The following is a 23,745-nucleotide window of genomic DNA, read 5'->3' on the forward strand; positions in this document are numbered from 1 at the left end:
AACCTGGATACACCTCTTTGCCCGTGACTGACTCGGCGGAATGTCCGAGTCGTGAGCTTTGTCCATCTGGTTCATAGTGGCCGAAGGGGGAATTGACGCGAGGATCGGGAGTCACGTGGACATTCACACGTCGTTGCGCAGATCCGTGACCCCTGTGGCACTGATGGCCGCTGCCCTGCTGACAGCGAGTGCGTGTGGTGGTTCCAGCGATGACCTCAGTGCCGGCGAAGGTGCTGTCGAAGGCGACCTGTCCGGCACCATCCGGGTGGACGGCTCCAGCACGGTGGCTCCGCTGTCCACGGCCGCGGCCCAACTGTTCCAAGGCGAGAACCCCGACGTCAGGGTGACTGTGGGCACGTCGGGTACGGGCGGCGGATTCGAGAAGTTCTGTGCGGGCGAGACCGACATCTCCGATGCCTCGCGCCCGATCGAGAGCGACGAGAAGGCGGCCTGCGAGAAGAACGGTATTCAGTACGAGGAACTCCAGATCGCCAACGACGGGCTGTCGATCGTGGTGAACAAGGACAACGACTTCGCCGAGTGCCTGACCGTGGCGCAGTTGAAGAAGATCTGGGAGCCCGGCTCGAAGGTGAACAACTGGAACCAGGTCGACTCCAAATTCCCGGACGAGAAACTGGAGCTCTTCGGCCCCGGCACCGATTCGGGCACCTTCGACTACTTCACCGAGGCCGTCAACGGTGAGGAGGGCGCCTCCCGTACGGACTACTCGCCGAGCGAGGACGACAACGTCACCGTGCAGGGCGTGTCCGGCTCCAGGGGCGGCATGGGCTACTTCGGCCTGTCGTACTACGAGGAGAACAAGGACGAACTGAAACTCGTCAAGGTCGACGACGGAGACGGCTGTGTCGCTCCTACCACCAAGACCGTGCAGAACGGCAGCTACAAGCCGCTCTCCCGGCCGCTGTTCATCTACCCGAAGGCGTCCTCGCTGGACAAGTCTGAGGTCGAGGCATTTGTCGAGTACTACGTGCAGAACAGTGCCGAGATCGCGGAAAAGGCGCAGTTCGTACCGCTGAACCAGGAGCAGCAGACCGAGCTCGACAAGAACTGGGACAATCTGCGGGAGCAGCACGGGGCATGACCTTCACGCGCAGCAGGGGTACGGCCGCTTCAGGGAGCCCCGGCTTCCTCAAGCGGTCCCAGCCGCGCTACGGCGAGAAAGCCATCAAGGTGCTGCTCGTCGCCGCCTCACTGGTGTCGGTGCTGACCACCGTCGGCATCGTCATCGCCCTCATCCCGCCCGCCACGGACTTCTTCGGCAAGGTGAGCTTCGGCGACTTCATCACCGGCACCACCTGGTCGCCGCTGTTCAAGCCGCCGCACTTCGGCGTACTGCCCCTGGTCACCGGCACTCTGATGGTCACGCTGATCGCGCTGCTGGTCGCCGTGCCTCTGGGCCTGGGCGCGGCGGTGTACCTGAGCGAGTACGCCAGACCTCGGGTCCGCCTGGTCTTCAAGCCGATCCTCGAGGTACTCGCCGGTATCCCCACCGTCGTGTACGGGTTCTTCGCACTGCAGGCCATCACCCCGCTGTTGCAGGACATCTGGCCGGCCGGCGAGGGGCCCCAGGTGTTCAACGCGCTCTCGGCGGGCTTCGTCATGGGCATCATGATCATCCCGACCATCGCGTCGCTCTCCGAGGACGCCATGAACGCCGTACCGAACGACCTGCGCGACGGCGCCTTCGCCCTTGGATCGTCCCGGATGCAGGTCTCCACCCGGGTCGTCTTCCCGGCCGCGCTGTCCGGCATCATCGCCGCGATCGTGCTGGGTGTCTCGCGCGCGATCGGCGAGACGTTGATCGTCGCCATTGCCGCGGGCGGCAGGCCCAACCTGTCCTTCAACCCGCTCGAAGGCATGCAGACGATGACCGCGTTCATCGCCGCGGCCGGCATCGGCGACCTGCCGACCGGTTCCATCGGCTACCAGACGATCTTCGCGGTGGGCTCGCTGCTGTTCGCGATGACGCTGGTGATGAACCTCGTCAGCATTCGCCTGGTGCGCAAGTACCGGGAGGTGTACGAGTGATGGACACGCGCGTCCTCGACGAGGGGCCGGAAGCCGACGTCCCGGAGGTGCGCCGGCTCAAGGGCGACGGCACTCCGTGGCGGGAGCGGTTCTTCCAGCTGAGCCTGTGGGCCTCACTCGCCGTCGGTGTCGTCTTCCTCGGCTCCCTGCTCGTCTACGTCGTGGTGGAGGCGTGGCCCCGGCTGGACTCGCGGATCCTCACGAACTTCCCCGACATCATCGACCCGTCACAGGCCGGCGCCCAGTCGGCGATCACGGGCACCATCTGGGTCATCGCCTTCACCGCGCTGTACTGCCTGCCCGTCGGCATCCTCACCGCCATCTACCTGGAGGAATACGCCGCCCCCGGACGTTGGTGGAACCGTGCGATCGAGATCAACATCCAGAACCTGGCGGCGGTGCCGTCGATCGTCTACGGCATCCTCGGGCTCGGCATCATCTCCCGCGGCCTCGGATTCGGGCAGACCGTGCTCACCGCCTCGCTCACGCTGTCGCTGCTGGTCCTGCCCACCGTGATCATCGCCGCCCGGGAGGCGATCCGCGCCGTACCGCAGTCCATCCGCGAGGCTTCCCTGGCGCTGGGTGCCACTCAGTGGCAGACCATCTGGCGCCAGGTGCTGCCCGCCGCCGTGCCCGGCATGGCGACCGGTTCGATCCTCGCCCTGTCCCGCGCCATCGGCGAGGCGGCGCCGCTGCTGCTGCTCGGCGGGCTGACGTTCATCACGTTCAACCCCAGCGGCCCGGACAGCGCCTTCACGGTGCTGCCGATCCAGATCTTCAACTGGATCAGCCAGTCCCGTGCCGAATTCGTCTCACTCGCGGCCGCCGCGATCGTGATCCTCCTGGTGATCCTGCTGGTCATGAACTCACTGGCCATCTGGCTCCGCAACCACTACTCCCGCCGCTGGTGACGCGCCATGACCCCACAGCCCCCTCGCCGCCTCCACCGCCTTCGGCAGCGGGTCCTTCGGCCCGCGCCGCCCTCCGCGGCCTCCCGCTCCGACGCCCCCGACTCCACGAGTGGCAGTCAGGCCTCTTTTGATGCCCCGCCACTGGCGACCCCGGTCTTCGAGGTAGGCAGCCTGTCCGTGTTCTACGGCGACCTCGAGGCCGTCCGCGACGTCAACATGACCATCGTCGACCGTCAGATCACGGCGATGATCGGCCCCTCCGGCTGCGGCAAATCCACCATGATCCGCTGCTTCAACCGGATGAACGACCTCATCCCCACGGCCCGGGTGACCGGCAAGATCCGCTACCACAACGAAAACCTGTACGGGAAGGAAGTCGACCCCATCGAGGTGCGCCGCCGCATCGGCATGGTCTTCCAGAAGCCGAACCCCTTCCCCAAGTCGATCTACGACAACATCGCGTACGGGCCGCGCGTCGGTGGCTTCAAGGGCAACCTCGACGATCTGGTCGAGGAGACCCTCACCCACGCGGCGCTGTGGGACGAGGTCAAGGACAAGCTCAAGACCTCCGCGCTGGCGCTGTCCGGCGGCCAGCAGCAGCGGCTGTGCATCGCCCGCACCATCGCGGTGGAGCCCGAGGTGATCCTCATGGACGAGCCCTGCTCGGCGCTGGACCCCATCGCCACCGCGAAGATCGAGGACCTCATGGAACACCTGGCCCAGGAGTTCACGATCGTCGTCGTCACGCACAACATGCAGCAGGCCGCCCGCGTCTCGGACCGCACCGCCTTCTTCACGGCGGAAGTCGACGACAACGGCGAACGGCACGGCCGGCTCGTCGAGTACGACGAGACGGAGCGGATCTTCTCCACCCCCTCCGACCAACGCACCGAGGACTACATCTCCGGGCGCTTCGGCTGATGCCCGCGGCCCCACCGGCACCCGTCACGGAGGCCCGCAGTGGTGCCGGCAGGTGCCCGGATCCCTGCCCTGCACGCCTGTCCGAGACCTCAGCGCGGATAGATCGCCGCTTCGGCTGCCGCCTTGATCCGGGCGCCGAAACTCGCGGCATCCTTGCGGGCGGCAGCGAGGGCCAGTTGGACGAGGAGCTTGCCGAAACCGTGGCCCTCCAGGACGTTGAAAATCCGGACCTGTGTCCTGTCACCGGCCAGAGGCTCCAGGTCGTAGCCGCCTTCGTCGGCCGTCACACTGTTCTTCGACACCTCGGCCCACCGGATCCTCACCGGGGCTTCCAGGTCGGTGATGCGGAACTCCCTGGCTGTCTTCATCCCGGCGTCCTTGACCGTGCTGCGGAAGACCGTCCCCACGGCGGTCGGGGTATCCGGAACCCGCTCGATCTTGAGCACGCGGGGGCTGAACTGCGGATCGTTGCGTCCGTCGGCGAGATAGTCGAAGACCGCCTCGACCGGTCGATCGATCTCGATGGTCGCTTCGAACTGTCCTGACATGAGCCCTCCTCGATCGCTTGAGCCGTAGCGTGCCCGCGACTCTCTCCGGAAGATGCCCGCCCGACCGCCGGCCCGTGCGGTTCTGCTCCGTACACACCCGAAGGGCCCAACCGCCCGGGAACATCGGCCTGTCGCCCGGAGTCCAAGGAGTTGCCCGGCCGACATCCGTGAACCGCCGGCGATCTCGCAAGCCATGAGGGGAATGACGACATGACGGAACCGACGATCGATACCTGGGACGACGGGGAGTACACCTCCGACGATGTGATCGAGGCCGCCGATCACCAGGGCTACCTGTCCATGGACGACTACATCCACGATCACAACGCCCTCGTCCCGGACCCCTGCCCCCGGCCCGCCGACGACGACTGAGGCTCCGGCGTGTCCCGCGGCCGAGCGGCACGGGCTCATGCGAGGCATTTGACCGTGCGGGGGCGGACGGCTTCGCCCTACCGTCCTGGGCAGATCCGGTTCCGCCCGTGGGCACAGACAGGAGAGCCATGCGCATCGACGAGAGGGAAGCCGCACGACTGATCGACTCCGAGCGCGGGGAACTCGTCGCCTTGGCCGCGCTCATCACCTGCGGCGGTGCGGGCGACGTACGAAACGCACTGCGGGACGGGCTGAGGGCGGCTTGCGCGGAGGATGCGACGGCCGACCGGATCCGGTTGTTCGGAGCGGTCGCTTCGGCTGCCCAGCGACGGGCTCGCCCAGCCGGTCCGGTGCGGGCTCCAGCGGCGGGCACCCACCCGCCGGGACGTCCCCCGCTGATCGTCCTGCACGCCGAGACACGTGCCGTGATCGTGCTGCGGTACCGGATCGGGCTGACGTGCCAGGAGACGGCCATGGCGCTGAACATCCCCGAGTCCGCGGTGCGCTGCGAACTGCTGCTCGGCGGGTCCGCGCTGCTGGGACAGCTGACGGCTCAGGACCAGCCCTCGTCATCGGGCGAGGAGGGGTCGTCGCCTTCCCAACTGTCCGCCGCGATGGTCCCGTTGTCTTCGTACATGCCGATGTCGGAGCCGTGGAACGCGTCCGGCTGTTCGTGCGGATCCTCCGGTTCGACCATGTGCTCGTGACGCGCCTGCCGGCCTTCGTCTTCGTGGCCCCGGTGTCCCTCGGTGTCCCCGCCCTGACCGCCTTGGTGCTCCAGGCCCCAGAGGGCCACGGTCGTGAAGGGCGCGCCAAGATCGAACCGCGGTTCGATCCACCTGCCCGCGGCCCGCGAGGCGGAGGCCGTCACCGGGGTGCTGTCGGCCGGCCGGCTGTGAGCGGCGGGCAGGCCGGGGCCGTGGGACAGCTCACCGCCGGGCCCGAACAGACTGAGCCAGGCGCGGAGGGGACGTCCGTCCACGACCGGCATCAGCGGCTGAAAGCCGGCCGGGGGCAGGCCGTCGTAGCCGTGCCGTACCAGATCCCGGTAGAGCTCCTCGCCGACCGCGAAACTCACCTCCGCCCACGGCGCCGCGCGGAAGGCTTCCTTCAGGGCCGCCGCGTCGACCAGCCGACAGGCCTCGACGACGCCGTCTCCCGCGAAGCCCAGCGCCGAGCGGTGCACGATGCCGACCGCGGCCGCGGTCCGTACCCGCAGCCGCTCGGGTTCCGTACGGCCCAGGTTGTCGCGTCGCAGCGCCAGTGTCAGGACCCGCAGAAGCTCCGGCACCGCCGTGGTCTCCACGACCCCGGGCGGCAGGATCAGCAACTCGCCGTCGCCCTGGTCCTGCCGGTCACAGGTGTCCCGGTCGATCCCGGCCGCCGCGCATGCCTCCTGCAAGGCAGCCAGCAGCCGCTCCTGGGCGGCTGCCTGCCGGGGCACCGTGCGTGCCCCGGAGTCCGCGGTGTCCACCACGAACGCCAGGCGCCTGACGCCTCCCGGCCATGCCGTCCCCGCGTTCATCCGGCCTCCCCCGCCAGACGGGCCAACCCGTCCCCGTCCAGGATCACGATGCTGCGGTACCCGGTGCTGATGGTCCCGGCGTCGCGCAGGGCGGCGAGCGCGCGCTGTACCTGGGCCCGGGACGCGCCGACCAGGGCGGCGATCTCCTGCTGGGTGAGCGGCGCGGTGATCAGTGTGCCGCCTGCCTCCTCGCTCCCGTACGAGCCGGACAGCGAACGCAGCAGCCCGGCGGTCCGCATCTCCACCGGGTCCGTCGCCCGCAACCGGAATCGCGTGGCCTCGCGCAGTTTGGAGCTCATGTACTGGTGCAGTACCAGTCCGGCCTCCGGGACCCGGCGGAGCCAGCCGTGCAGATCGCGCTCCGCCACCAGCAGGGCGGTCACCGGCGACAGGGCCAGTACCGACGCGGTGCGCGGACGGCCGTCCAGTGCCCCCAGCTCTCCCACCATGTCGCCCGGCCCCCGCAGGGCGAGCAGCGTCGGCTGCGGGCGGCCCCGGGCGGCCACGACCTTGACCCAGCCCGCCCACAGCAGCAGTGCGTGCCGCGACCGCTCCCCCTCGGTGAGCAGGACGGCGCCCGGACGGTACGTCACCCGGCGTCCGATGCCCCGCAGTTCCGCCACGGCGGCGGCGGGCAGCTGGGGCAGCAGGGCACCCGCACCTCGCCGACCGGCGGGCCACTCGGGCTGGCTCATGTTCCCAAGTTGAGCCCGGGGGACGGGAGTCGTGCAAGCCCATGAGCACAACTGGCACTTCCGGCGGACGACGGCACGCACCACGAGAAACACGACGATCACGAGCGGACGGGAACAAAAGGCGTCCGGCCCCGATCCAAGTAGACCGGTGGGCGGCCACTGGGCCGGCAGACACGGGTGGGGGTGCGGCGGTGGAGGAACCGGTGCTGTGCGTGGACATGGGTGCAACCGTCACCCGGGCCGCCCTCCTCATGGGCACCCGGATACGGACGCTCCGCGACCCCGTCGGCGGCACGGCGGACTGGCCCACCGCGGTGTTCGCGGACGGGACCGGCCTCCTCGTCGGGGAGGCCGCCGTACGACGGGGCCGCCGGCGGCCGGAAGCGCTCCGCGGGGAGTTGCCTGCGGACCTCGGCCGCCGGGCCCGGATCCGGGCGGGGGAGCGGTCCTGGCTGCCGGACGAACTGGTGGGGGCTCTCCTGCGAGTGCTGCGGGACCAGGCGGAGGCGATCGAGGACAGGCCTGTGACCACGGCTCTGCTGACCGTCCCGGCGGGAATCGGCGCGGTCGATCCGCGTCGCGCGGGGATGCTCTCCGCCACCCGGCGGGCGGGGCTCACGACGGTCGAGTTCCTGGCCGAACCGGTCGCCGCGGTCCTCGCCCTCGGGGACGGGGGACGGTTGCGGGACGGCGACCTGGTCCTCGTCCACGACCTGGGCGGCTCGACCTTCACGGCGGCGCTCGTCCGTATGCGCGGCCCCGGCCGGGCCGATCACGACGTGCTCGGTCATCTCACGCTGGACGGCTGCGGGATGCGGGACATCGAGGGCGCGGTCTCGGCCACGCTCGGCGCGGACGGCGCCCCGGGCCTCGCGGCGGCGGACGCCGACCGCTTCGCCGAGATCGCGGCACCCTTCCTCGACCGGGCCGTGGCGTGCTGCGAGGAGGCCATGGCCACCGCACGCGTGGAGCCGGGTCGGGTCACCGCGGTGCTCCCGGTAGGCGGCGGCGGGGAAAACCCGGTGGTGCTGAGCCATCTCACGCAACGGCTCGGCGTCCCGATGCGGGCCGTCGAGCGCCCCTCGCACGCGGTCGTGCGGGGAGCCTGTGTCCGAGCCGTGTACAGCGCGCGCCGCACCGCCCGCCCTCGCCGCCCCGCCGCGGGAGCGGTACCGCTCACCTGGGATCTGCCCGGAGGCCGCGGCGTTCTCGTCGAACGGCGGATCGAGGCGGGGACGGCGTTCGCGGAAGGCGATCTGCTGGCCCGGGTCCGGGTGCCGGACGGCTCCCTGCACCAGCTGGTGGCGGATGCCGGTGGCCGGATCACCGCCTGGCACGCGGCCGTGGACGACGAGGTGTTCACCGGAGACTGGCTGGTCACCGTGAGCGCGGGCCGCCTCGCGGCCGCGGCCGGTATGCCCGCTCCGACGGGACGGGCCGTCTGGCGGACGCACGCGGAGGCCGTGACCGCCGTCGCCTTCAGCCCGGACGGCCGATTCCTCGGCACGGGCGGCGCGGACCGCTCCGTGAGCGTCTGGGACCTGGGCACCGGCGGGGAGCGCGCGTCCGCGGAACTCGACGACGACGTCACCGCCGTCACCTTCTCCCCCTCGAAGCCGTTGGCCGCCGCCAGGGACCTGGCCGGCGGACTGGTGGTGCTCGACCACGAGAAGGAGACCCCCGTGTTCGCGGAGGACTCACTCGGCGAGGGCGGCGACCTCGTCTTCACCGACGACGGCGGACTGCTGGTCGCGGTGGAGCCGGACGACATCGGCTTCGACTCGATGTGGCTCACGGAGACCTGGGAGGAAGCCGAGCCGAAGGCGTCCGACAGCCTCCCGGACGGAATACCCCCCGTGCTGGCGTTGCTGGACGACGAGATCGCCGCACTGAGCAGTCCCTCCTTCTGGCGGAAGTTCGAGGAGTTCGAGGATCAGGACGACTTCACCAGACTGGCGGACGCGTACGACGACCTCTTCGGCGAGCACGCCCGGCCCACCGTCCTCGCCACGCCGGCCGCCCTGTTCGTCGCGGGCCACCGCCGGGACAGTGTCATGAAGGTGCCGGCGCGGGGCGTCACCTTCTTCACCTGCTCGTCCGCCGCGGGCCTGCTCGCCACCTGTGCCCCGGCAGAGGGGGTGACGTTGTGGAGCCTCGAGGACGGTCGGCTCCTGCGCGCGCTCCCGGTGGAGGGCGACGCGCTCTGCCTCGCCTTCGCCCCCGACGGCAGCCGGCTGGCCGCCGGACTCGCGGACGGCACGACCGTCATCTGGACGCTGACCCGGACCGCCGCCCCGCCCGTGGCCGACAGCGTCTTCCGCGGCGACGAGCGGCAGGAGACAGCCCCATGAGCGGTACGACCACGGAATCCGTCCTCGCCATCGACTTCGGCACCACCAGCACCTGTGCCGCGCTCGCCAGGGGCGGGACCGTGCACCGGCTGCGCGAGCCCGTCGGCGACGGATGGTGCTGGCCGTCCGCCGTGCTGTTCGACGGCACGATGCCGTACGTCGGCACCGCGGCCGAGCGGCGCCGCCGGCTCGCTCCGGCCGCGTACCGCGATGAGATCAAGCGCACCCTGGGCCGGGGCACACCCGTGGACCTCGCGGGGCGCGGACACCGGCCCGGACTCCTCGTCTCACTCCTCTTCCAGGCCGTACGGGCCGAGGCCGAACGAGTGGGCGGCGGACCCGTCAGCCGTACCGTGCTCACCGTTCCCGCCACGTACGGCCCGGCCGATCCGCGGCGCGACGAACTGCTCGGTGCCGCACGGTCGGCCGGTCTGCCCGGTGTCGAACTGTGTCCCGAACCGGTCGCCGCGGCCCTCGCCCCCCTCGCCGGCGGCCCCCTGCCACCGGGAACCACCGTCCTGGTGCACGACTTCGGGGGAGGCACCTTCGACACGGCGCTGGTGCGTCTGGCCGCCGGAAAGGGCGAGGACGGCGCCGACACGGAGCACACGGTCCTCGCGCACGGAGGTGTGGAACGCGGGGGACGGGACGTCGACGGCATCGTTCTTGCCGAACTGCGGGCGCAGGGCGGCCCGGAGCTGGACGGACTTCTCACGCCGCCCGAGGGCGAGCCGACCGTCCGCGCGCTGCGGCACCGCATGGAACTGCTCGATCTCGCACGGCAGCTCAAGCACCGGCTCGCGGCCGAGAGCGCCCCGTCGGATGTGTTCACGCCGGCCGAGCGCACCTTCACCCTCCACCGGGACCGCGTCGTGGAGCTCGCCCGGCCGCTGTACGAACTCACCACCGGGTGCTGTGCACGGCTGCTGGCCGAGACCGCTCTCCTGGACTCCTCCGGCCGACCGCCGAAGGCCGACGCCGTGGTCGTCGTGGGGGGATCGAGCCGGCTGCCCGGGCTGACGGCCCATGTGGAGGAAGCGCTCGGACTGCCCCTGCACCGGGCCGAGGATCCGCGCACCGCCGTCGCGGAGGGTGCCGCCGCCTGGGGGAGGGCCAGGGCAGTGCGCACCGTCCTGGCGACCGGTCCTGTACCGGGACGGACCCCGCTGTGCTGGGCCCTGCCCCCGGGCACCTCGACCCTTGTCGACTGGTACGTGGCGCCCGGCGCCCGGTACGAAGCCGGTGCGGTCCTCGGCCGGGTGCGGGCCGAGGACGGCTCGCTCCTCCAGCTGTCGGCTCCGTCGGCGGGACGGGTACGGGCCCACCACGCCCGCCCCGGCGACCGTGTGCGGGACGGGGAGTGGCTGTTGACCGTGGTCCGCGGCGACGACGGCTGAGCAGGCGAACGGGCAGGTGAACGGGCCAGGGAACGGTCTCCCGCCTCAGACCTCCCGGCAGCCGCCGTCTCCATGGGCATCCGGCTCGTTGAGCTCGTGCAGCAGGTGCTCGTAGCCGCGTACCACCGTCCGTGCCGCCTCGCGGGTCGCGCCGTACAGCGTTCCGGACTGCCAGCGCACCAGCCAGACGGAGTGCCGGCGCCGCGCTTCCGCACGCAGCGCGTCGGCTCCGGCGTCCCCGGGCAGTCCCAGCCGGGCGGCCGGGCTACGGCCGAACTCGCCCAGGGCACGCCGTAGTTCCTCGCTCTCCTCGGGGCCCAGCCGCAGCCGCCCGGAGTACAGCTCACGCAGTGTCCGCAGCTCCGCGAAGCCCGGTTCGTTCAAGGCCAGTGCCTCGAAGCCGCCGATGGCCGAATCCAGCAACGACCGCTCGCGGGGCCCGGCGCCGGCCGCCAGGTCCCTGGGCATCCTGCGGATGCGTTCCAGCGATCCGTCGAGCTTCAGCAGCGCGGAGCGGTGGCCGAAGTGGTCGGTGAGCCTGCTCCGCAGTCCGGTGAGCCCGCTGTCGTCCAGCAGGGTCGTGCGCAGCTTCGCGGGATCCCGTACACCGTCCCGCAGCAGTCCGCAGACGGTGTGGATGCCGTACGGGCCGAAGCGATTCCACAGGGCCCGGCGCCGCGCCGCGTCGAGCGGGAAACCGTCCCCGGCGTTCACGAACATCTTGGCGTCCGTCAGCCGGAGCGACAGGGTCGCCGCGGGGGCCTCCGCGAGTTCGGCGAAGGCGGCGACAGTCTCCTCGTCGAGGGTGGCGGCCGCCTGGCCGAGCAGCCCGCACACCGGCGTCAGGTCGAAGAGCCGCCTGCGCATGCCGGGTGCGTCCCTCATGATGCGGTCCGCCTGGCGGCGGCCCAGCACCAGCGGATGCGGGCCGCCTTCCTCCCACAGGTACTCACACTTGGTGAGCACTCCCAGGGTCGTCAGGGGCGTCGAGGTGGCGAAGTCGGGGCCGAGGAACTGCGCCACGACATCGGCGTCGGTCCGGGAGGGACCACGCACCGGGAGGACCAGGATCAGGGCGTCGGCGGCCGAGGCATGGCGGAGGCTGGCGTCCATCACGTCCTCCGGCCGCAGCCGCAGGAACTCCAGGGTGTTGAGCGAGTCCTCGCCGAAGACGCAGTCCAGCCCCGGGGTGTCGATGAGCTCGAAGTCCTTCAGATAGGGGGCCGGGATCTCGACCACGACCTCCGCGATACCCCTCAGCTCCTCCAGATGGTCCTCCCGGCGCGCCGTCAGCTCCTCCAGCCGGTCGGGCGTGTACGGGACCGACGGGCGGCCGTCCTTGTAGCGGACCAGCAGCCGGGGTGTCTCGGAGTGCCGCAGCCGGTTGACGTTGAAGGTCAGCTCCTGCGAACCGGTGGCCACCCGCTCCTCGCCGATCAGCGCGTTGACCAGCGTGGACTTGCCGGTGCTGATACGGCCGACCACGGCGACACTCATCTTCTTCCCGGCGCGCGCCCGTTCCGCGTCGAACGCGGCCCGCAGCACCTCCGCCGATCCGCCGCCACGGGCCATCAGCCGGAGTGCGGAGTCGAAGGCCGCCTTCACGCGGTCGGCCAGGCCCTCGCTCATGCCGCTTCGCCCTCCGAGTCCGGTCCGGAGCCGGGCAGGCCGTCGGCGAGCCGGTTGACCGCGCGCACCAGGGCGGCGATCCGCTCGCGACCCTCCTTGAGCGGCTGCTGTTCGGTCTCGAGTTCGCCCAGCCGTCGGACCGCCTCCTCCGCGGTGCGCTGAGCGCTCTCCTTCAGCCGCTTCAGGGTGTCGGCGGTGCGTTCCTGCTCACGGGCGATCCGGCTGTCCAAGTCGGCCGTGATCTCCCGGGAGAAGTCGCCGATCGCCTCCTGCGCGGCCTGCTCGATCCGGGGTGTCTGGTCGCGCCGGGCTCGCTGGACGGAGTCGGTGAGCTCACGGCGCCGCTGCTCGATGACGTGCTCCGGGATCTCCCGCTCGACCGTCTCGTACCAACGCTCCTCCGGGGTGTCGAGCACCTTCTTCTCATAGGTCTCGTACACCGGGGAGAAGAAGTCCTTGGTCCGGTCCCAGCCGTGCTTGACCTTGTTCCAGAGCCCGGACGGCGGAGGTCCGGAGGCCCGCTTCTTCTCCCGGGTCCTGGTCTCCTTGCGATAGGTGGCCGGGATCACGTGCTCCCTGCGCTCGGTGGGCCGGTGCAGCCGCCCGAACGCGGCGAGGTCCACCACGGGCGGCGCCGGCATCTCGCCGAGTTCGCTGCCGCCCAGCTCCAGGCCGATGTCCCGGGCCAGCCCCCGCTGGAGCTCCGCGGCCCGCCGCGCGGCCCATTCGGCGACCGTCGTACGGGCCATTCCCAGGTCGCCGTTGACCCGGAGGGCCAGCAGGTCGGGCTGCTCCAGATGCATGCGCACCGAGAGGTACTCCGTCTCCGCCCGGCTCCACACCCGGTCGAACTCGAGCGCCGTGCGCTCGCTCACCTTGGCGCGCAGCCCGTCCAGTTCGTCCTCCAGGCGCTTGCGCCACGGAGCCGCGCCGGAGGACAGCTCCGCGAGCCGGGCCGACTCCCGCTCCGTCTCCCGGTTGAGCTCGTCCAGCCGGGCCTTGCTGGTGTCGCGCAGCGCGCTCTCCTCCGCCAGCAGCGGATCCAGCAGCGTACGGACGGCCGCGTCCGCCTCGCCCAGCGCGCCGCCCAGCAGAACCCGGGCGCGGTGGCGGGCCAGCCTCGACCAGAGGACCTCCTCGAGCTGGGGGAAGCCGGAGTTGTGGAGCAACTCCGCGCGCAGCTCGGGATCGTCGCCGCCGGTCCCGGCCAGATACTGCTGCTTGAGCTTGCTGGAGACCGGCACGATCAGCACGTCGTCCGGGGACCTGCCCGTGATCGCGGCGATCTTCCTGCGGTTGGCGGCCAGGTCGGTGTCGATGTCCGCCCTCCGGTCCGATTTCGTGAGCACGTAGAACATCGCGTCCGGGTGGTCCGCCGCCTTCACGGCGTGCGCGGCCTCGCGCAGGAAGACCGTCTCGCTCTCGGTGAGCGGTTCCTCGGCCGATATGACGAAGACGATCGCGTCGGCGGTGGGCAGTTGCTCCTGTGTCACCAGTGTGTGCTCGTGGTAGACGCCCCCGACTCCGGGAGTGTCCACCAGCACCAGACCGGACTTGAGGCGGTGGGAGTCCAGCCTCAGGTCGAGGAGGACCGCCCCGTCCTTCCGGCTGCCGCTCTCGGCCGCGTACTCGCCGATCTGGTCGAGCCTGATGGGCTGTACGACGAGCGAGCCGTCCGGCGCTTTCAGGGTCACATCGGCGGCCTCGGGCTCTCCCCGGCGGATCGTGGCGGCGACGCAGGTCGCGAAGTAGTGGTCGACCGGCAGGATGTTGGGGCGGTCCAGCAGCGCGTTGAGCAGACTGGACTTGCCGCGGTTGAACTCCCCGCACACCACGACGGTCAGCTCCCCTGAGCGCAGCCGCTCCCGCGCCCCGTACAGCCGGTCCGCCGTCCGGTCGGCGGCCCGGTGCCGGGCCACCTCCACGATGTTGTCGAAAACGGTCAGGATCTCATCGCGGATGGACTCGTAGTCGGCCACTTCCGTCCTCTCCTCCGGGTGGAGATCCCAGGTCGGAGATCCCCTGTGGTCACAGGTCAGAGATCCCAGACGTGGATCTCGCGGTCGGTGGCGGCGATCAGGGTGGCGGTGTCCCCGCCGAAGGCCAGGTCGTGGAGGGGGCCGGGGAGCAGCATGCGCTGTGTGGAGCGGGGGACTTCCAGTGGTTCGCCGGGCGCTTCTCCACCGGGGCGCGGAAGCTCCCAGACCGCGATGACGCCGCCGGGGTCGGCGGCCGCGAGCAGACGTTCGTCCGCGCTGACGGCCAGCAGGTGCGGCTGGTCGAGGGCCGGGTCCCGCAGGCAGAGGGAGTGACCGCCGAAACTCCACACGGCGACCGCCTGCGGGTCACTCGACCCCGAGGCGAAGCCGGCCGTGGACGGCAGGGCGAGCAGTTTGCGCGGGGCGTTGACAGTGAGGTGCGGGGGCTGGGCGAGCCGACGACCCCGTACGTGGCAGACGATCACCTGGTTGCCGACGGGGAACGCGGCGAACTCGAGTGCCGGATCGAGGACGAGTTGCTCACCCGCCATGCTGTGGCCCGACAGATCGGTCTCGCTGAGAACCTCCCCGCCCGCCAGGCCGGACACCCGAAGGAACTGCTGATTGTTGAGTACGGCAAGCCGAGTGCCGTCGGAGGCGAAGGTGGCCGTCAGGCAGGCCCCGTCGAAGGGGACCGATCCATGCGTCTCACCGGAGACGACGTCGACCGCGTCGACCCTCTGGGCGTGGCCGCCGTCCTCCATCGGCACGACGGCCAGGAGCGCCCCCGAAGAGCCGCCGGACATCACCCGGAAGACCGAGCGCAGCTCCCACAACCGCTTGAGCCCGTCCGGGTTCCGTTCCCAGCACACCGTCTCCTCGCCGTGCTGGGTCACGACATGGCGGCCACCGGGCACCAGCAGTACACGTCCGAACGCCGTGGCGCCGTCGCCGAGGGGCAGGGCGGTGCTCGGCGGCGGCGCGAGGTCTTCCCACGACGGCATGGCTCCCGCGCGGGTGCCGCGCCGCCGTCGCCGCCCCGACGGCTCGCCCCGTCCGGTCGTGACCAGCCAGTCGCCGGAGGAGACCTCGGAGCCGGCCTCCGAGTGCAGCTGGGCCACCGTACCGGCGTGCCCGTCCCCGCGTAGTTCCCACAGCCCGCCGTCGGTCAGCCGGACCAGGGCGAACACCGCGTCGGCGGGGTAGTCGTCGCCGGGTCCGACATACCACTGCAGCAACTTCCCGGTTCCGCCCGGCAACTCCCAGGAGAGCGGGACGGTGTGCCCGGCGGGCCGTCCGGCGACCGAGTACCGCTCGGTGGCCGCCCCCGCCCACGCGGCCGCGCCCTGCGCCACCGCCAGCTCCGGGTCCTCCACGCCGCGCAGCAGCCCGGGGAACGCCTGCTCCAGCGCGTCCCTGACAGCCGGCATCCGGGTGGAGCCGCCGACCAGCAGCACGGCCGACAGCCGGTCGGCGCTCTGCCCGCAGCGGTCGAGCAGGTCCCGGCAGCAGGCGACGGTACGGGTGACGAGGGGCGCGGTGAGTTCGGCCAGCCGGGCGCGGTCGAGGCCGACGGGCAGGCCCGCGGAGCGGAAGTAGTCCTCGACCTCCGCCTCCACGCTCAGCCGGTGCTTGAACCGGTGTGCGAAATCCCCGAGGTCGAGAGTGCGCCGCAGCCCGTCCTCCGCGTTCGCCGGCGGGCCGGAGGACTTCGCGGAGGACCTCCCGGACGCCTTGCCGCCGCTCTTCTCGTCGTCCTGCTCCGATCCCGGGTGCAGCCAGGACGAGAGCGCGGCACCGCCGCGCCGTACGAGTTCCCCCGCGAGCAGGGCGTCGATGTCGTGGCCGCCGCAGTCGTCCAGGGCCGCGTGTCCCAGCACCTCCACGGTCCCGTCCGGGTCGCCCTGCGCTGTGGTCCTGATCAGCGCCGCGTCGAAGGTGCCGCCGCCGAAGTCGTACACCAGAACAAGGCGTCCCGGTTCGAAGGCGGAGCCGGCCAGCGGGGCGAACGCCGCGGCCACCGGCTCCGGCAGCAGATCGACGACGGTGAGACCGGCCGCCTCGCCGGCGCCGATGAGCAGGCCGCGGCGCGAGTCACCGGGACCGTAGGAGGCAGGACAGGTCAGCACGGCCCGGGTGATGGGCCTGCCGTACAGCCGTTCCGCCTCCCCACGCATGGCGGAGATCAGCGCGGTCACCAACTCCTGCGCCTGATACGAGGCATCGCCCAGCACCAACGGGGTGCTCTCGCCGAGGTTCCGTTTGAACTCACTGCGGAAGGAGGACGGGTACATGGCCTTGCGGTGCTCGGCAGGTGTGCCGACCAGGAGCCGTGAGCCCTCCCAGGACACGGCCGAGGGCCATGCCCAGGAGTCACCCGAGGGTTCCTTGACCATGCGGACCCGGCCGTCGGAGAGCAGTGCCACGGCCGAGGTGGAGGTGCCGAAGTCGATGGCGAGGACGGGTTCGTGCACCATGGGGCGGAGCCGCCTTTCCTTGGGGCCGTACGGAAGCTCTTCAGTGCTGACGGGCAGGCATGTGATCCAGTGCGTCGGCGACCAGCGCCTCCCAGGACACGTCGTCGATCTCCGGGAGGGGAAGGACGGTGAGCAGGGCGTGCAGCCGGGCCAGGAGCTCGGGCGCGGCCACCGTGTCCGGGTCCGTGTCAGGTGGTTCCGGGGGGTTCGGCAGGCGGTCCCGCCGTTCCTCAGTCATCTCGGTCTCCTCTTCGCAACGGGGCGGGCATCGGTTGTGTCGTCGAGCCGGAGCAGCTCCAGCAGATCCAGCCGGGCCCGGGACAGACGGCTCTTGACCGTGCCCATCGGTATCCGGAGCACATGCGCGATCTCCTCGTAGCTGCACCCGCACAGATGCCGCAGGACGACGACCGCGCGGAAGTCGACGTCCAGCGCGGCCAGGGCCTGCCGCACGCGCAGGCCGTCGGTGACCCGTCCGTCCACCGCACGGACGGGTTCCGTGGGCAGTAAGTCGTCGCCGACGGGGCACGGGCGACGGCCCCGCTGCGCGATCTCGGCCTTCGCGGCGTTGACGGCGATGGCGCGCAGCCAGGTCGTGAAGCGGGCCTCGGAGCGGAACCCTCCGATGGCGCCGGTCACGCGTATCAGCGCGTTCTGGCAGGCGTCCAGGGCGTCTTCCCGGTTGCCGGTGATGCCCGCGCACACGGTCAGCACCGTGGTGCGATGCCGGCGCAGCAGTTGTTCGAGCGCGTGCCGGTCGCCCTTCACCGCGCGCGGTACGAGTTCCTCGTCGCCCAGACCCGTCAGGTCCTGCGACATCACGTTCCCCAACCCCAACCCCCCACAGGTGTGCCCTCGTCAGTCGCGTCCGCCTGCCATGTGGCGGAGAACCGACGCCCGATGGCCCATAGATCGGGCTAAGGCCGGAAAAGTTCCCCGTCCCACACGGATACTTTTCCGCCACCGGCCAGGGCCAGTCGGGTTCCGTCGTGGGACCAGGCGAGATGGGTGACGGGGGCGGGGGAGTGGGCGAGTTCGGCGAGGGGTGCGCAGGTCTTGCTGTCCACGATCCGGCACCAGCCGGTCTGCAGCGCGATCGCCAGCATCCGGCCGTCCGGCGAGAACTCCAGGGCTGTGGTGATGGGTGTGGTCAGCTCCTGCTTGCCCACACTGACGGTCTCGGAACTCGACAGGCCCGCGAAGGCGGTGAGCCGGCTCCAGAAGCCGCCGCTGGGCTGCACGGCTGCCACCCGGCCGTCGGGGTGCACGGCCGCGATCCTTCGGCCTCCTGCGGCGGGTGAGGGAATCTCCTTGAGGACCCTCCCCGGGCCCACAGCGCAGGAGATGAGTGCGACGGTGTCCTGCTTCGATGCCCAGATGACGCCTCGGGATCCTGAACACAGCCCAAGTCGTCGTTCAGGTGGCTTGGATTCCTTGTCCTTGTCAGCGTCGAACGGCAGATCCGACACATGCCGACTGCCGCCGCCCAGGACATCGACGACCCAAAGGGTGACCTTTCGCTTGGACGAGTCCGGATTCGTCATGATCGTCACAGCCAGCCGGTCCGGACTCACGGGCAGGGCTTCCAGGACTCGGGTGGACCGGGGATGGTCGCGCGGAACCAGCCCGACCAGACGTTCGTGGCCGCCCGGCGTCTGCACAGCCGCGGTCCCGGCGTCCAGATCGGTCAGCACGACCGCCTCGCCCCCGGGGTCGAACCGCGCCACCCCGTCAGCCAGGCGGAGTTCCGCCGACATTCGTACCTGCTGTCCTTCGGCCCATTCCGCCACGGCCTTCTGCTGCGCCATCCGAAGGGTTCCCGCGCGGGTCCAGCCGATCGCCCTGACGTCGACCATCGCCGCGCGCCACAGCGGCACGACCACATCCGGGACGGGCTCCGCCGCTGTGAGCAGCCAGTCCCCGGAGAGGAACAGCCCGCCGGCCTCCGTGTGCCAGCGCCGGACCTTGCCGGCACGGTTCGCCCGCAGCCGGTGCAGCGTGCCCTCCGTCGACCGTGCCTCCGCGAGCACGTCACCCGCTTCGTACGACTCCCCTTCCGGGACCACCGGGCCGAGGAAGACCGCGGAGCCGCCCGGAACCGTCCAGGCCAGCGGCTCCGTCCCCGGCCGCCTGAGCTTGGGCGGCAGATCACGGGACGGTGCCCGCGACGCCCAGGTCGCAGCGCCCTTGACCACGGCGAGCTGCGGATCCTCCGGGTGGCGTACGGGGACGCCGAGGAGGGGCTCGAGATGGTCCCGCACCACCGGGCTGCGGCTGCTGCCGCCGGCCATGAGCACGGCCGTCAGCCCCTCCGGCCGGACGTCCGCCTTGGCCAGCAGGTCGCGGCAGCATTGGACGGTCCGGTCGAGCAGCTTCCCCGCCAGGGCGTCCAGCACGGCGCGCTCGAGGAGGACCACGTCGCCGCTGGGGGAGAGATCCTCCACCTGGAGGGTTGTACTGAGGCCGTGCTTCAGGTCCCGCACGAAGTCGGCCGTCGCGAGCCCGCCCCGTAGCGCCTTGACGTCGTTGGCATCGGCCGGCGTTTCCGAGACCTCCGAGTGACGTTCCGTCAGGTGTTGGAGCAGCGCAGCGTCCAGGTCCCGGCCCCCGCAGTCCTCCAGCGAGGCGTGCCCGAGCACCTCGTGCTGCCCGGTCCCGATCCGCACCACCGCGGCGTCGAAGGTGCCGCCTCCGAAGTCGTGCACGAGGATCACGTCCCCGGCGGCGAACGGGGCTCCCACGGGAAGGGAGTACGCCGCCGCCACCGGCTCCACGAGCAGTTCCGCCCGGTCGAGCCCGGCGCCGGCGGCTGCCCGGATCATCGCGTCGCGGCGCGGATCGGCGGGGCCGTACGCGGCGGGGACGGTGAGAAGCACATGGTGTGGTGGCCGGCCCAGCACCCGCTGGGCCTCCGAGGCGACCGCCTTCAGTACGGCGCTCACAAGGCCTTCCGCCTGATGGGGAGTTCCGTCGATCAGAAGTGGTACGGAACTGCCCAGATCCCTTTTGATCTCCGAGCGGTAGCGGGTCGGGCGCAGCCGCTTGCCCCGCTCCGCCACGGAGCCGACGAGCAGTCCGCCCGCCCCGTCGGCGAGCACCGAGGAGGGCCAGAACACCGCCCCGGTGGCCGGTTCGTGCAGGACGCGTATCGAGTCCCCCTCGACCAGAGCCGCTTGGGTGGTCGTCGTCCCGAAGTCGACGACCAGGATCGCTTCCGCGGGGGTTTCGGTCGGGCTCATTCGGTCGTTCCTTCCCGCCCGGAGGCGATGCGGTGGTGCAGAGCCTCATATGCCTGCCGTACCGTCAACTGCGCCTGGAGCGAGGCCCCGTACGCCGTGGGTGCCGACAGCTCCGCGTGCCAGCGGTCCAATCGGGCGCGGGCTGTGCCCAGCAACAGAGAGCGGTCCGCCTCGGCGGGCAGTCCGAGCCGGGCGGCCGCGCCGGTGCCGTGCTCGCCGGTCACCCGGAGGAGCTCCGCGGTCTGCTCGGCGGGGAGATCGAGCCGGCCTTCGAAGTGGTCGCGCAGCGCCCGCAGTTCCGCGTACCCCTGGGAGTGCCGCAGCTCCACGGCCGTCAGCGCGCCGGCCACCGCCTCCACCGCCCGCGCCGGTTCACCACGCAGCGACCGGGCGGTCCGCTCGGCGAGACGCGGCACGGTACGGAACGCCTGCGCGGCCTTGATGAGATCGGCCCGGCCACCGAAGTGGTCGCGCAGCAGGGCGCGCAGGGCGTCGACGCCGGACACCCGGAGCAGTTCGCCCCGCAGCGTGCCGACGTCGTCGGCTCCCTCGCGCAGCAACCGGCAGGCTTCCACCACGCCCCAGCCGCCGAAGCGGCCGAACAGCCGGGCACGCTCCCCGGGGGACAGCGGGAGCCCGGTGTCGCGGCCGGTGAACGCGTCGCTGTCGGCGGCACGTTCGGCCAGCAGCCGCGGAGCGGTCGTGGTGGCCAGCTGCGACAGGCCGGCGAGGTCGGCGGCGTCCATACAGGCAGCGCCGGAGCCGAGCAGTCCCGCCACCGGAACCACCGAATACAGCAGCCGGGAGGTCCCCGCCGTGCGCATCAGCTGGTCGGCGACCCGACCGGCGGGCCGCATCGGGTCGGGCGCGTCGTCCGGGTCCCACAGCAGTTCGACCTTGTTGAGGGCAGCGACGGTGTTGAGCGGACCGAGGCCGGGCACCTGGGTCATGAATTCGGCGGTGAGCCGTATGTCGTCCCGGTGGGCGCCGCGCGCGGTGAACGTCAGGACCATGGCGTCGGCCCTCGCGCTCTCCGCGAGCGTCGAGTCGGTGAGGTCCTGTCCGGTTCGGCCCAGGAGACGCAGTGTGGACGCCGACTCCGGGCCGGTGAAGGAGTCGAGGCCGGGTGTGTCGATGATCTCCAGTTCGGCGAGCTGTCCGTGCGGGTGACAGGTCTCCAGGTAGTCGATCCGCCGTAGTGCCGCCTGCCGGCCGGGATCGGCCGCCGACCGTACGGTGAGCGACTCCAGTTCGGACAGGTGCTGGTGGCGGGTCACGGTGCCGTCCAGATAGCGCACGGTCAGCGAGGGCTCGGTGCCGTGCCGGAAACGGTTGACCGTCATCGTCAGTTCAGTGACCCCGGTCGGTGCGATGCGCTCGCCGAGCAGCGCGTTGACCAGGGTGGACTTGCCCGCGCTGACCCGGCCGACCAAGGCCACGGAGAACGGTGCGGACAGCCGGTCGGCCTGGTCGGCAAGGGTGCGGCGAAAGGCCTCCGGCAGACCGTCCGTGGTCGCACTGTCCCGGAGCACGTCCAGCGCGGCCTGCCGGAGAGCCGCGGAGTCGCTCACGCTTTTGGCCTCGATTCCGGTGCTGTCTCCGACGTCGGGTCCGGCTCCGCGCCCTGCCCCGTTCCGGGCTCCGGCCCTGTGGTACCCGTGTCGGCCGTTGCTCCGGGTCCCTCGTCCATGGCTTCCTCGTGTCCGGCTCCCCGCGATGCGTGCGGCAGGTCCGTGTCCGCTTCCGTGACGAGTTCGGTGACCAGGGCCGCGAGCGTGGCCACCTCCTGCCCGGCGGCGAGCAGCTCCGTGTGCTCTTGCGCCAGCACCTCGTGACGGGCGCGGGCCTGCTCGCGGGTGGCGTCGGCGGCCGCCTTCAACCGTTCGAGAGTGTCGCCCACGGTCTCGGTCTGCTGCCGCAGCAGGCTGTCGAGTTCCTGCTCCGCCCTGTCGGCCGCGGTGTCCAGCAGGTTGCCGAGCCCATGGACGATGACCCGTTGCTGGCGTCCGCGGGCCATGCCGAGCTGGTCCCGCAGATTCCGGCGACGCGTTTGCAGCTCTTGGTGGCGGGCGGCCTTGACCCCACGCAGCAGGCCCGCCAGCAGCCCGGCCGCGGCCCCGATGGCCGCGCCCACCGGGCCGAACACGGTGCCGCCGATCGCCGCCCCCATCGACGCCCCGAACGCACCGTCACGGCCGATGGGCATCACCTTGCCCGGCTGCTCCTCGGCTCCGAGGTCCGGTTCCAGCCGTAGCGGGCCGACGGCGTCGATCCGGCTGTTCGCGGTGGGGCTGAGACCGATGCCATGACGCTGCGCGAATCCGGTGACCAGCGCGTTCAGTTCGGTCTCGGCGCGACGCGCCGTGGCGCCGGCCACCGCCGTGTACGCCGCGGACACCTGCGCGGCCAGCTCGTCCATGTCGTCCTGGAGAGCCTCGTCGTAGAGGTACTCCGTGCACACGCGCTGCCACACGGTGTCGAGTTCGTCGTGCAGGGACATGACCAGGTCCCTGCGCAGTTCCTTGAGTTGCGACCGCAGTTCCGTGCGCCACCGGGCCCCGGTGCTCCGCATCTCGGTGATGCGCCGTTGCCCGGCCTCTGCCTCCGCACGCATCCGGGAGAGCGTCTCGTCCGTCTCCCGGGCGAGTGCCTCCTGTTCCGCCGCCAGCGGGCGCAGCAGCGCCTGGACCGCGGCGCCGGCCTCCTCGAGGGGACGCGCCAGCAGCAACCGGGCACGGCGCCGCCGCAAGCCCCTCCAGAGAACGGCCTCGAACAAGGGGTAGCCGCTGTCCTCGTCCGGCGCGTCGGAACCGGAGGCCAGATGGCGGAGCCTGAGGCGGGTCGAGACCGGTAGCACGGATGTGTCACCCGTGGGCCGGCCGGTCAGCTCGGCGAGCTTGGCGCGGGTGTCGGCCAGCATCTCGCGCCGGTCGGCGGGGGAGGCCTGGTCCGCCCGGGTGAGGACGACGAGCAGCCCGTCCTCGTCGGGGCCGGCGTCCGTCGCGGTGACGGCATGCCCCAGGAACCGCAGTTCGCTCGCCGTCAGCGGAGAGGTCATGTCGGCGACGAACACCACCGCGTCGGCCGAGGCGAGGAACCCCGTGGTCATCGCGGTGTGCTCGGGGAACACGCCCCCCACGCCCGGTGTGTCGACCAGGGTGACGCCGTCGGCCAGCTTCGGATGGGGCAACAGCACTTCGATGAGCTCGGCCCGGTGCCCGTTGCCCGGGTTCGAGCTCTCCGTCACGTAGTGCGCTATCTCGTCGAGAGGGATCGCCCGTTCCTCGGTCTCACCGCCCGCGTCGCGCAACCGGGCTGTGGCCTGCGCCTGCGGACCCCAGCCGACCGTGGTGACCACGCTGGTGGTCTGCAGCACATCGACAGGGAGGAGACCCTTCCGCTCCACCAGGGCATTGACGAGGCTGGACTTGCCGCGGTTGAACTCGCCGCAGACCACGACGACGATCCGGCCGTCGGCGAGCCTGCGTGCCGCCTCGCGCAGACGCGACTCGGTCTCCGCCAGCGCCCTCTTGCCCGCCGCCGCGGCGAGGTGCTCCAGCATTCGCGCGGTCCGGGCCGCCAGTGCGCCCGTATCGAGTCGTTCCATGCCGTCCTCCGCCTCGCGACACCCGCGGTCGTTCGCGACGACCAC

General features: G+C 71.3%; 18 protein-coding genes. 7 read left to right on the top strand and 11 right to left on the bottom strand.

Going from position 1 to position 23,745, the window contains the following annotated elements:
* Nucleotides 1–145: 145 nt before the first annotated feature.
* The 4 genes from ACFT32_RS12310 to pstB are packed head-to-tail and all read left to right on the top strand — an operon-like array spanning nucleotide 146 to nucleotide 3,881.
* Nucleotides 146–1,102 (top strand): PstS family phosphate ABC transporter substrate-binding protein, encoded by a 957-nt coding sequence (locus ACFT32_RS12310; protein ID WP_382488359.1) that lies wholly within the window; start codon nucleotides 146–148, stop codon nucleotides 1,100–1,102.
* Nucleotides 1,099–2,049: a phosphate ABC transporter permease subunit PstC gene (gene pstC, locus ACFT32_RS12315; protein ID WP_382488360.1), complete on the top strand. Its 951-nt coding sequence runs from the start codon at nucleotides 1,099–1,101 to the stop codon at nucleotides 2,047–2,049. The genes ACFT32_RS12310 and pstC overlap by 4 nt, the downstream gene beginning before the upstream one ends.
* Nucleotides 2,049–2,960, top strand: a complete 912-nt coding sequence (pstA, locus tag ACFT32_RS12320) for a phosphate ABC transporter permease PstA (RefSeq protein WP_382488361.1) — start codon at nucleotides 2,049–2,051, stop codon at nucleotides 2,958–2,960. Before pstC ends, pstA begins: the two co-directional genes overlap by 1 nt.
* Before the next feature lie 6 nt (nucleotides 2,961–2,966).
* Nucleotides 2,967–3,881 (top strand): phosphate ABC transporter ATP-binding protein PstB, encoded by a 915-nt coding sequence (gene pstB / locus ACFT32_RS12325; protein ID WP_382488362.1) that lies wholly within the window; start codon nucleotides 2,967–2,969, stop codon nucleotides 3,879–3,881.
* An 89-nt stretch (nucleotides 3,882–3,970) separates the two neighbouring features.
* Here pstB and ACFT32_RS12330 read toward each other — a convergent pair whose 3' ends face one another.
* Complete coding sequence (locus ACFT32_RS12330) at nucleotides 3,971–4,429, bottom strand: SRPBCC family protein (RefSeq protein WP_382488363.1); 459 nt, start codon at nucleotides 4,427–4,429, stop codon at nucleotides 3,971–3,973.
* 210 nt (nucleotides 4,430–4,639) lie between these two features.
* Between ACFT32_RS12330 and ACFT32_RS12335 the strand changes: the two genes are divergently transcribed.
* Nucleotides 4,640–4,801 carry a hypothetical protein gene (locus tag ACFT32_RS12335; protein WP_382488364.1) on the top strand — a complete coding sequence of 54 codons (162 nt, stop codon included), beginning with the start codon at nucleotides 4,640–4,642 and terminating at the stop codon, nucleotides 4,799–4,801.
* A gap of 553 nt (nucleotides 4,802–5,354) precedes the next feature.
* On the opposite strand, the gene ACFT32_RS12340 is transcribed toward ACFT32_RS12335, so the two are convergent.
* The gene (locus ACFT32_RS12340) at nucleotides 5,355–6,326 is read right to left on the bottom strand and encodes a hypothetical protein (RefSeq protein WP_382488365.1); all 972 of its coding nucleotides are present in this window, start codon (nucleotides 6,324–6,326) and stop codon (nucleotides 5,355–5,357) included.
* Complete coding sequence (locus ACFT32_RS12345; RefSeq protein ID WP_382488366.1) at nucleotides 6,323–7,021, bottom strand: Crp/Fnr family transcriptional regulator; 699 nt, start codon at nucleotides 7,019–7,021, stop codon at nucleotides 6,323–6,325. The genes ACFT32_RS12340 and ACFT32_RS12345 overlap by 4 nt, the downstream gene beginning before the upstream one ends.
* A 218-nt stretch (nucleotides 7,022–7,239) precedes the next feature.
* On the opposite strand from ACFT32_RS12345, the gene ACFT32_RS12350 reads away from it, so the two are divergent.
* Together ACFT32_RS12350 and ACFT32_RS12355 are read left to right on the top strand one after the other, a co-directional pair.
* Nucleotides 7,240–9,372, top strand: a complete 2,133-nt coding sequence (locus tag ACFT32_RS12350) for an Hsp70 family protein (protein WP_382488881.1) — start codon at nucleotides 7,240–7,242, stop codon at nucleotides 9,370–9,372.
* The gene (locus tag ACFT32_RS12355; protein WP_382488367.1) at nucleotides 9,369–10,769 is read left to right on the top strand and encodes an Hsp70 family protein; all 1,401 of its coding nucleotides are present in this window, start codon (nucleotides 9,369–9,371) and stop codon (nucleotides 10,767–10,769) included. Before ACFT32_RS12350 ends, ACFT32_RS12355 begins: the two co-directional genes overlap by 4 nt.
* A gap of 45 nt (nucleotides 10,770–10,814) precedes the next feature.
* On the opposite strand, the gene ACFT32_RS12360 is transcribed toward ACFT32_RS12355, so the two are convergent.
* The 8 genes from ACFT32_RS12360 to ACFT32_RS12395 all read right to left on the bottom strand — a co-directional run bounded on the left by ACFT32_RS12360 (nucleotide 10,815) and on the right by ACFT32_RS12395 (nucleotide 23,700).
* Complete coding sequence (locus tag ACFT32_RS12360; protein ID WP_382488368.1) at nucleotides 10,815–12,398, bottom strand: dynamin family protein; 1,584 nt, start codon at nucleotides 12,396–12,398, stop codon at nucleotides 10,815–10,817.
* Nucleotides 12,395–14,377, bottom strand: a complete 1,983-nt coding sequence (locus tag ACFT32_RS12365) for a dynamin family protein (protein ID WP_382488369.1) — start codon at nucleotides 14,375–14,377, stop codon at nucleotides 12,395–12,397. The genes ACFT32_RS12360 and ACFT32_RS12365 overlap by 4 nt, the downstream gene beginning before the upstream one ends.
* 56 nt (nucleotides 14,378–14,433) lie before the next feature.
* Nucleotides 14,434–16,854 carry an Hsp70 family protein gene (locus tag ACFT32_RS12370; protein WP_382488370.1) on the bottom strand — a complete coding sequence of 807 codons (2,421 nt, stop codon included), beginning with the start codon at nucleotides 16,852–16,854 and terminating at the stop codon, nucleotides 14,434–14,436.
* A 40-nt stretch (nucleotides 16,855–16,894) separates the two neighbouring features.
* On the bottom strand, nucleotides 16,895–17,092 hold the full coding sequence (locus tag ACFT32_RS12375; protein WP_382488371.1) for a hypothetical protein: 198 nt from the start codon (nucleotides 17,090–17,092) through the stop codon (nucleotides 16,895–16,897).
* Nucleotides 17,089–17,673, bottom strand: coding sequence for an RNA polymerase sigma factor (locus ACFT32_RS12380; RefSeq protein WP_382488372.1), 585 nt, complete (start codon nucleotides 17,671–17,673; stop codon nucleotides 17,089–17,091). The genes ACFT32_RS12375 and ACFT32_RS12380 overlap by 4 nt, the downstream gene beginning before the upstream one ends.
* A gap of 98 nt (nucleotides 17,674–17,771) precedes the next feature.
* Nucleotides 17,772–20,093 (bottom strand): Hsp70 family protein, encoded by a 2,322-nt coding sequence (locus ACFT32_RS12385; RefSeq protein WP_382488373.1) that lies wholly within the window; start codon nucleotides 20,091–20,093, stop codon nucleotides 17,772–17,774.
* Nucleotides 20,090–21,664: a dynamin family protein gene (locus ACFT32_RS12390; protein ID WP_382488374.1), complete on the bottom strand. Its 1,575-nt coding sequence runs from the start codon at nucleotides 21,662–21,664 to the stop codon at nucleotides 20,090–20,092. The genes ACFT32_RS12385 and ACFT32_RS12390 overlap by 4 nt, the downstream gene beginning before the upstream one ends.
* Entirely contained in the window at nucleotides 21,661–23,700 is a 2,040-nt protein-coding gene (locus tag ACFT32_RS12395; protein WP_382488375.1) for a dynamin family protein, read from the bottom strand. Before ACFT32_RS12395 ends, ACFT32_RS12390 begins: the two co-directional genes overlap by 4 nt.
* Nucleotides 23,701–23,745 lie beyond the last annotated feature (45 nt).

The organism is Streptomyces sp. NPDC057002 (assembly GCF_042673825.1).
Lineage (GTDB): Bacteria > Actinomycetota > Actinomycetes > Streptomycetales > Streptomycetaceae > Streptomyces.

Excerpts from the sequence above, each read along its gene's own strand:
- pstC (WP_382488360.1), top strand. The coding sequence starts at position 1,099 with ATGACCTTCACGCGCAGCAGGGGTACGGCCGCTTCAGGGAGCCCCGGC.
- pstA (WP_382488361.1), top strand. The coding sequence starts at position 2,049 with ATGGACACGCGCGTCCTCGACGAGGGGCCGGAAGCCGACGTCCCGGAG.
- pstB (WP_382488362.1), top strand. The coding sequence starts at position 2,967 with ATGACCCCACAGCCCCCTCGCCGCCTCCACCGCCTTCGGCAGCGGGTC.
- ACFT32_RS12330 (WP_382488363.1), bottom strand. The coding sequence starts at position 4,429 with ATGTCAGGACAGTTCGAAGCGACCATCGAGATCGATCGACCGGTCGAG.
- ACFT32_RS12335 (WP_382488364.1), top strand. The coding sequence starts at position 4,640 with ATGACGGAACCGACGATCGATACCTGGGACGACGGGGAGTACACCTCC.
- ACFT32_RS12340 (WP_382488365.1), bottom strand. The coding sequence starts at position 6,326 with ATGAACGCGGGGACGGCATGGCCGGGAGGCGTCAGGCGCCTGGCGTTC.
- ACFT32_RS12345 (WP_382488366.1), bottom strand. The coding sequence starts at position 7,021 with ATGAGCCAGCCCGAGTGGCCCGCCGGTCGGCGAGGTGCGGGTGCCCTG.
- ACFT32_RS12350 (WP_382488881.1), top strand. The coding sequence starts at position 7,240 with ATGGGTGCAACCGTCACCCGGGCCGCCCTCCTCATGGGCACCCGGATA.
- ACFT32_RS12355 (WP_382488367.1), top strand. The coding sequence starts at position 9,369 with ATGAGCGGTACGACCACGGAATCCGTCCTCGCCATCGACTTCGGCACC.
- ACFT32_RS12360 (WP_382488368.1), bottom strand. The coding sequence starts at position 12,398 with ATGAGCGAGGGCCTGGCCGACCGCGTGAAGGCGGCCTTCGACTCCGCA.
- ACFT32_RS12370 (WP_382488370.1), bottom strand. The coding sequence starts at position 16,854 with ATGGTGCACGAACCCGTCCTCGCCATCGACTTCGGCACCTCCACCTCG.
- ACFT32_RS12375 (WP_382488371.1), bottom strand. The coding sequence starts at position 17,092 with ATGACTGAGGAACGGCGGGACCGCCTGCCGAACCCCCCGGAACCACCT.
- ACFT32_RS12380 (WP_382488372.1), bottom strand. The coding sequence starts at position 17,673 with ATGTCGCAGGACCTGACGGGTCTGGGCGACGAGGAACTCGTACCGCGC.
- ACFT32_RS12385 (WP_382488373.1), bottom strand. The coding sequence starts at position 20,093 with ATGAGCCCGACCGAAACCCCCGCGGAAGCGATCCTGGTCGTCGACTTC.
- ACFT32_RS12395 (WP_382488375.1), bottom strand. The coding sequence starts at position 23,700 with ATGGAACGACTCGATACGGGCGCACTGGCGGCCCGGACCGCGCGAATG.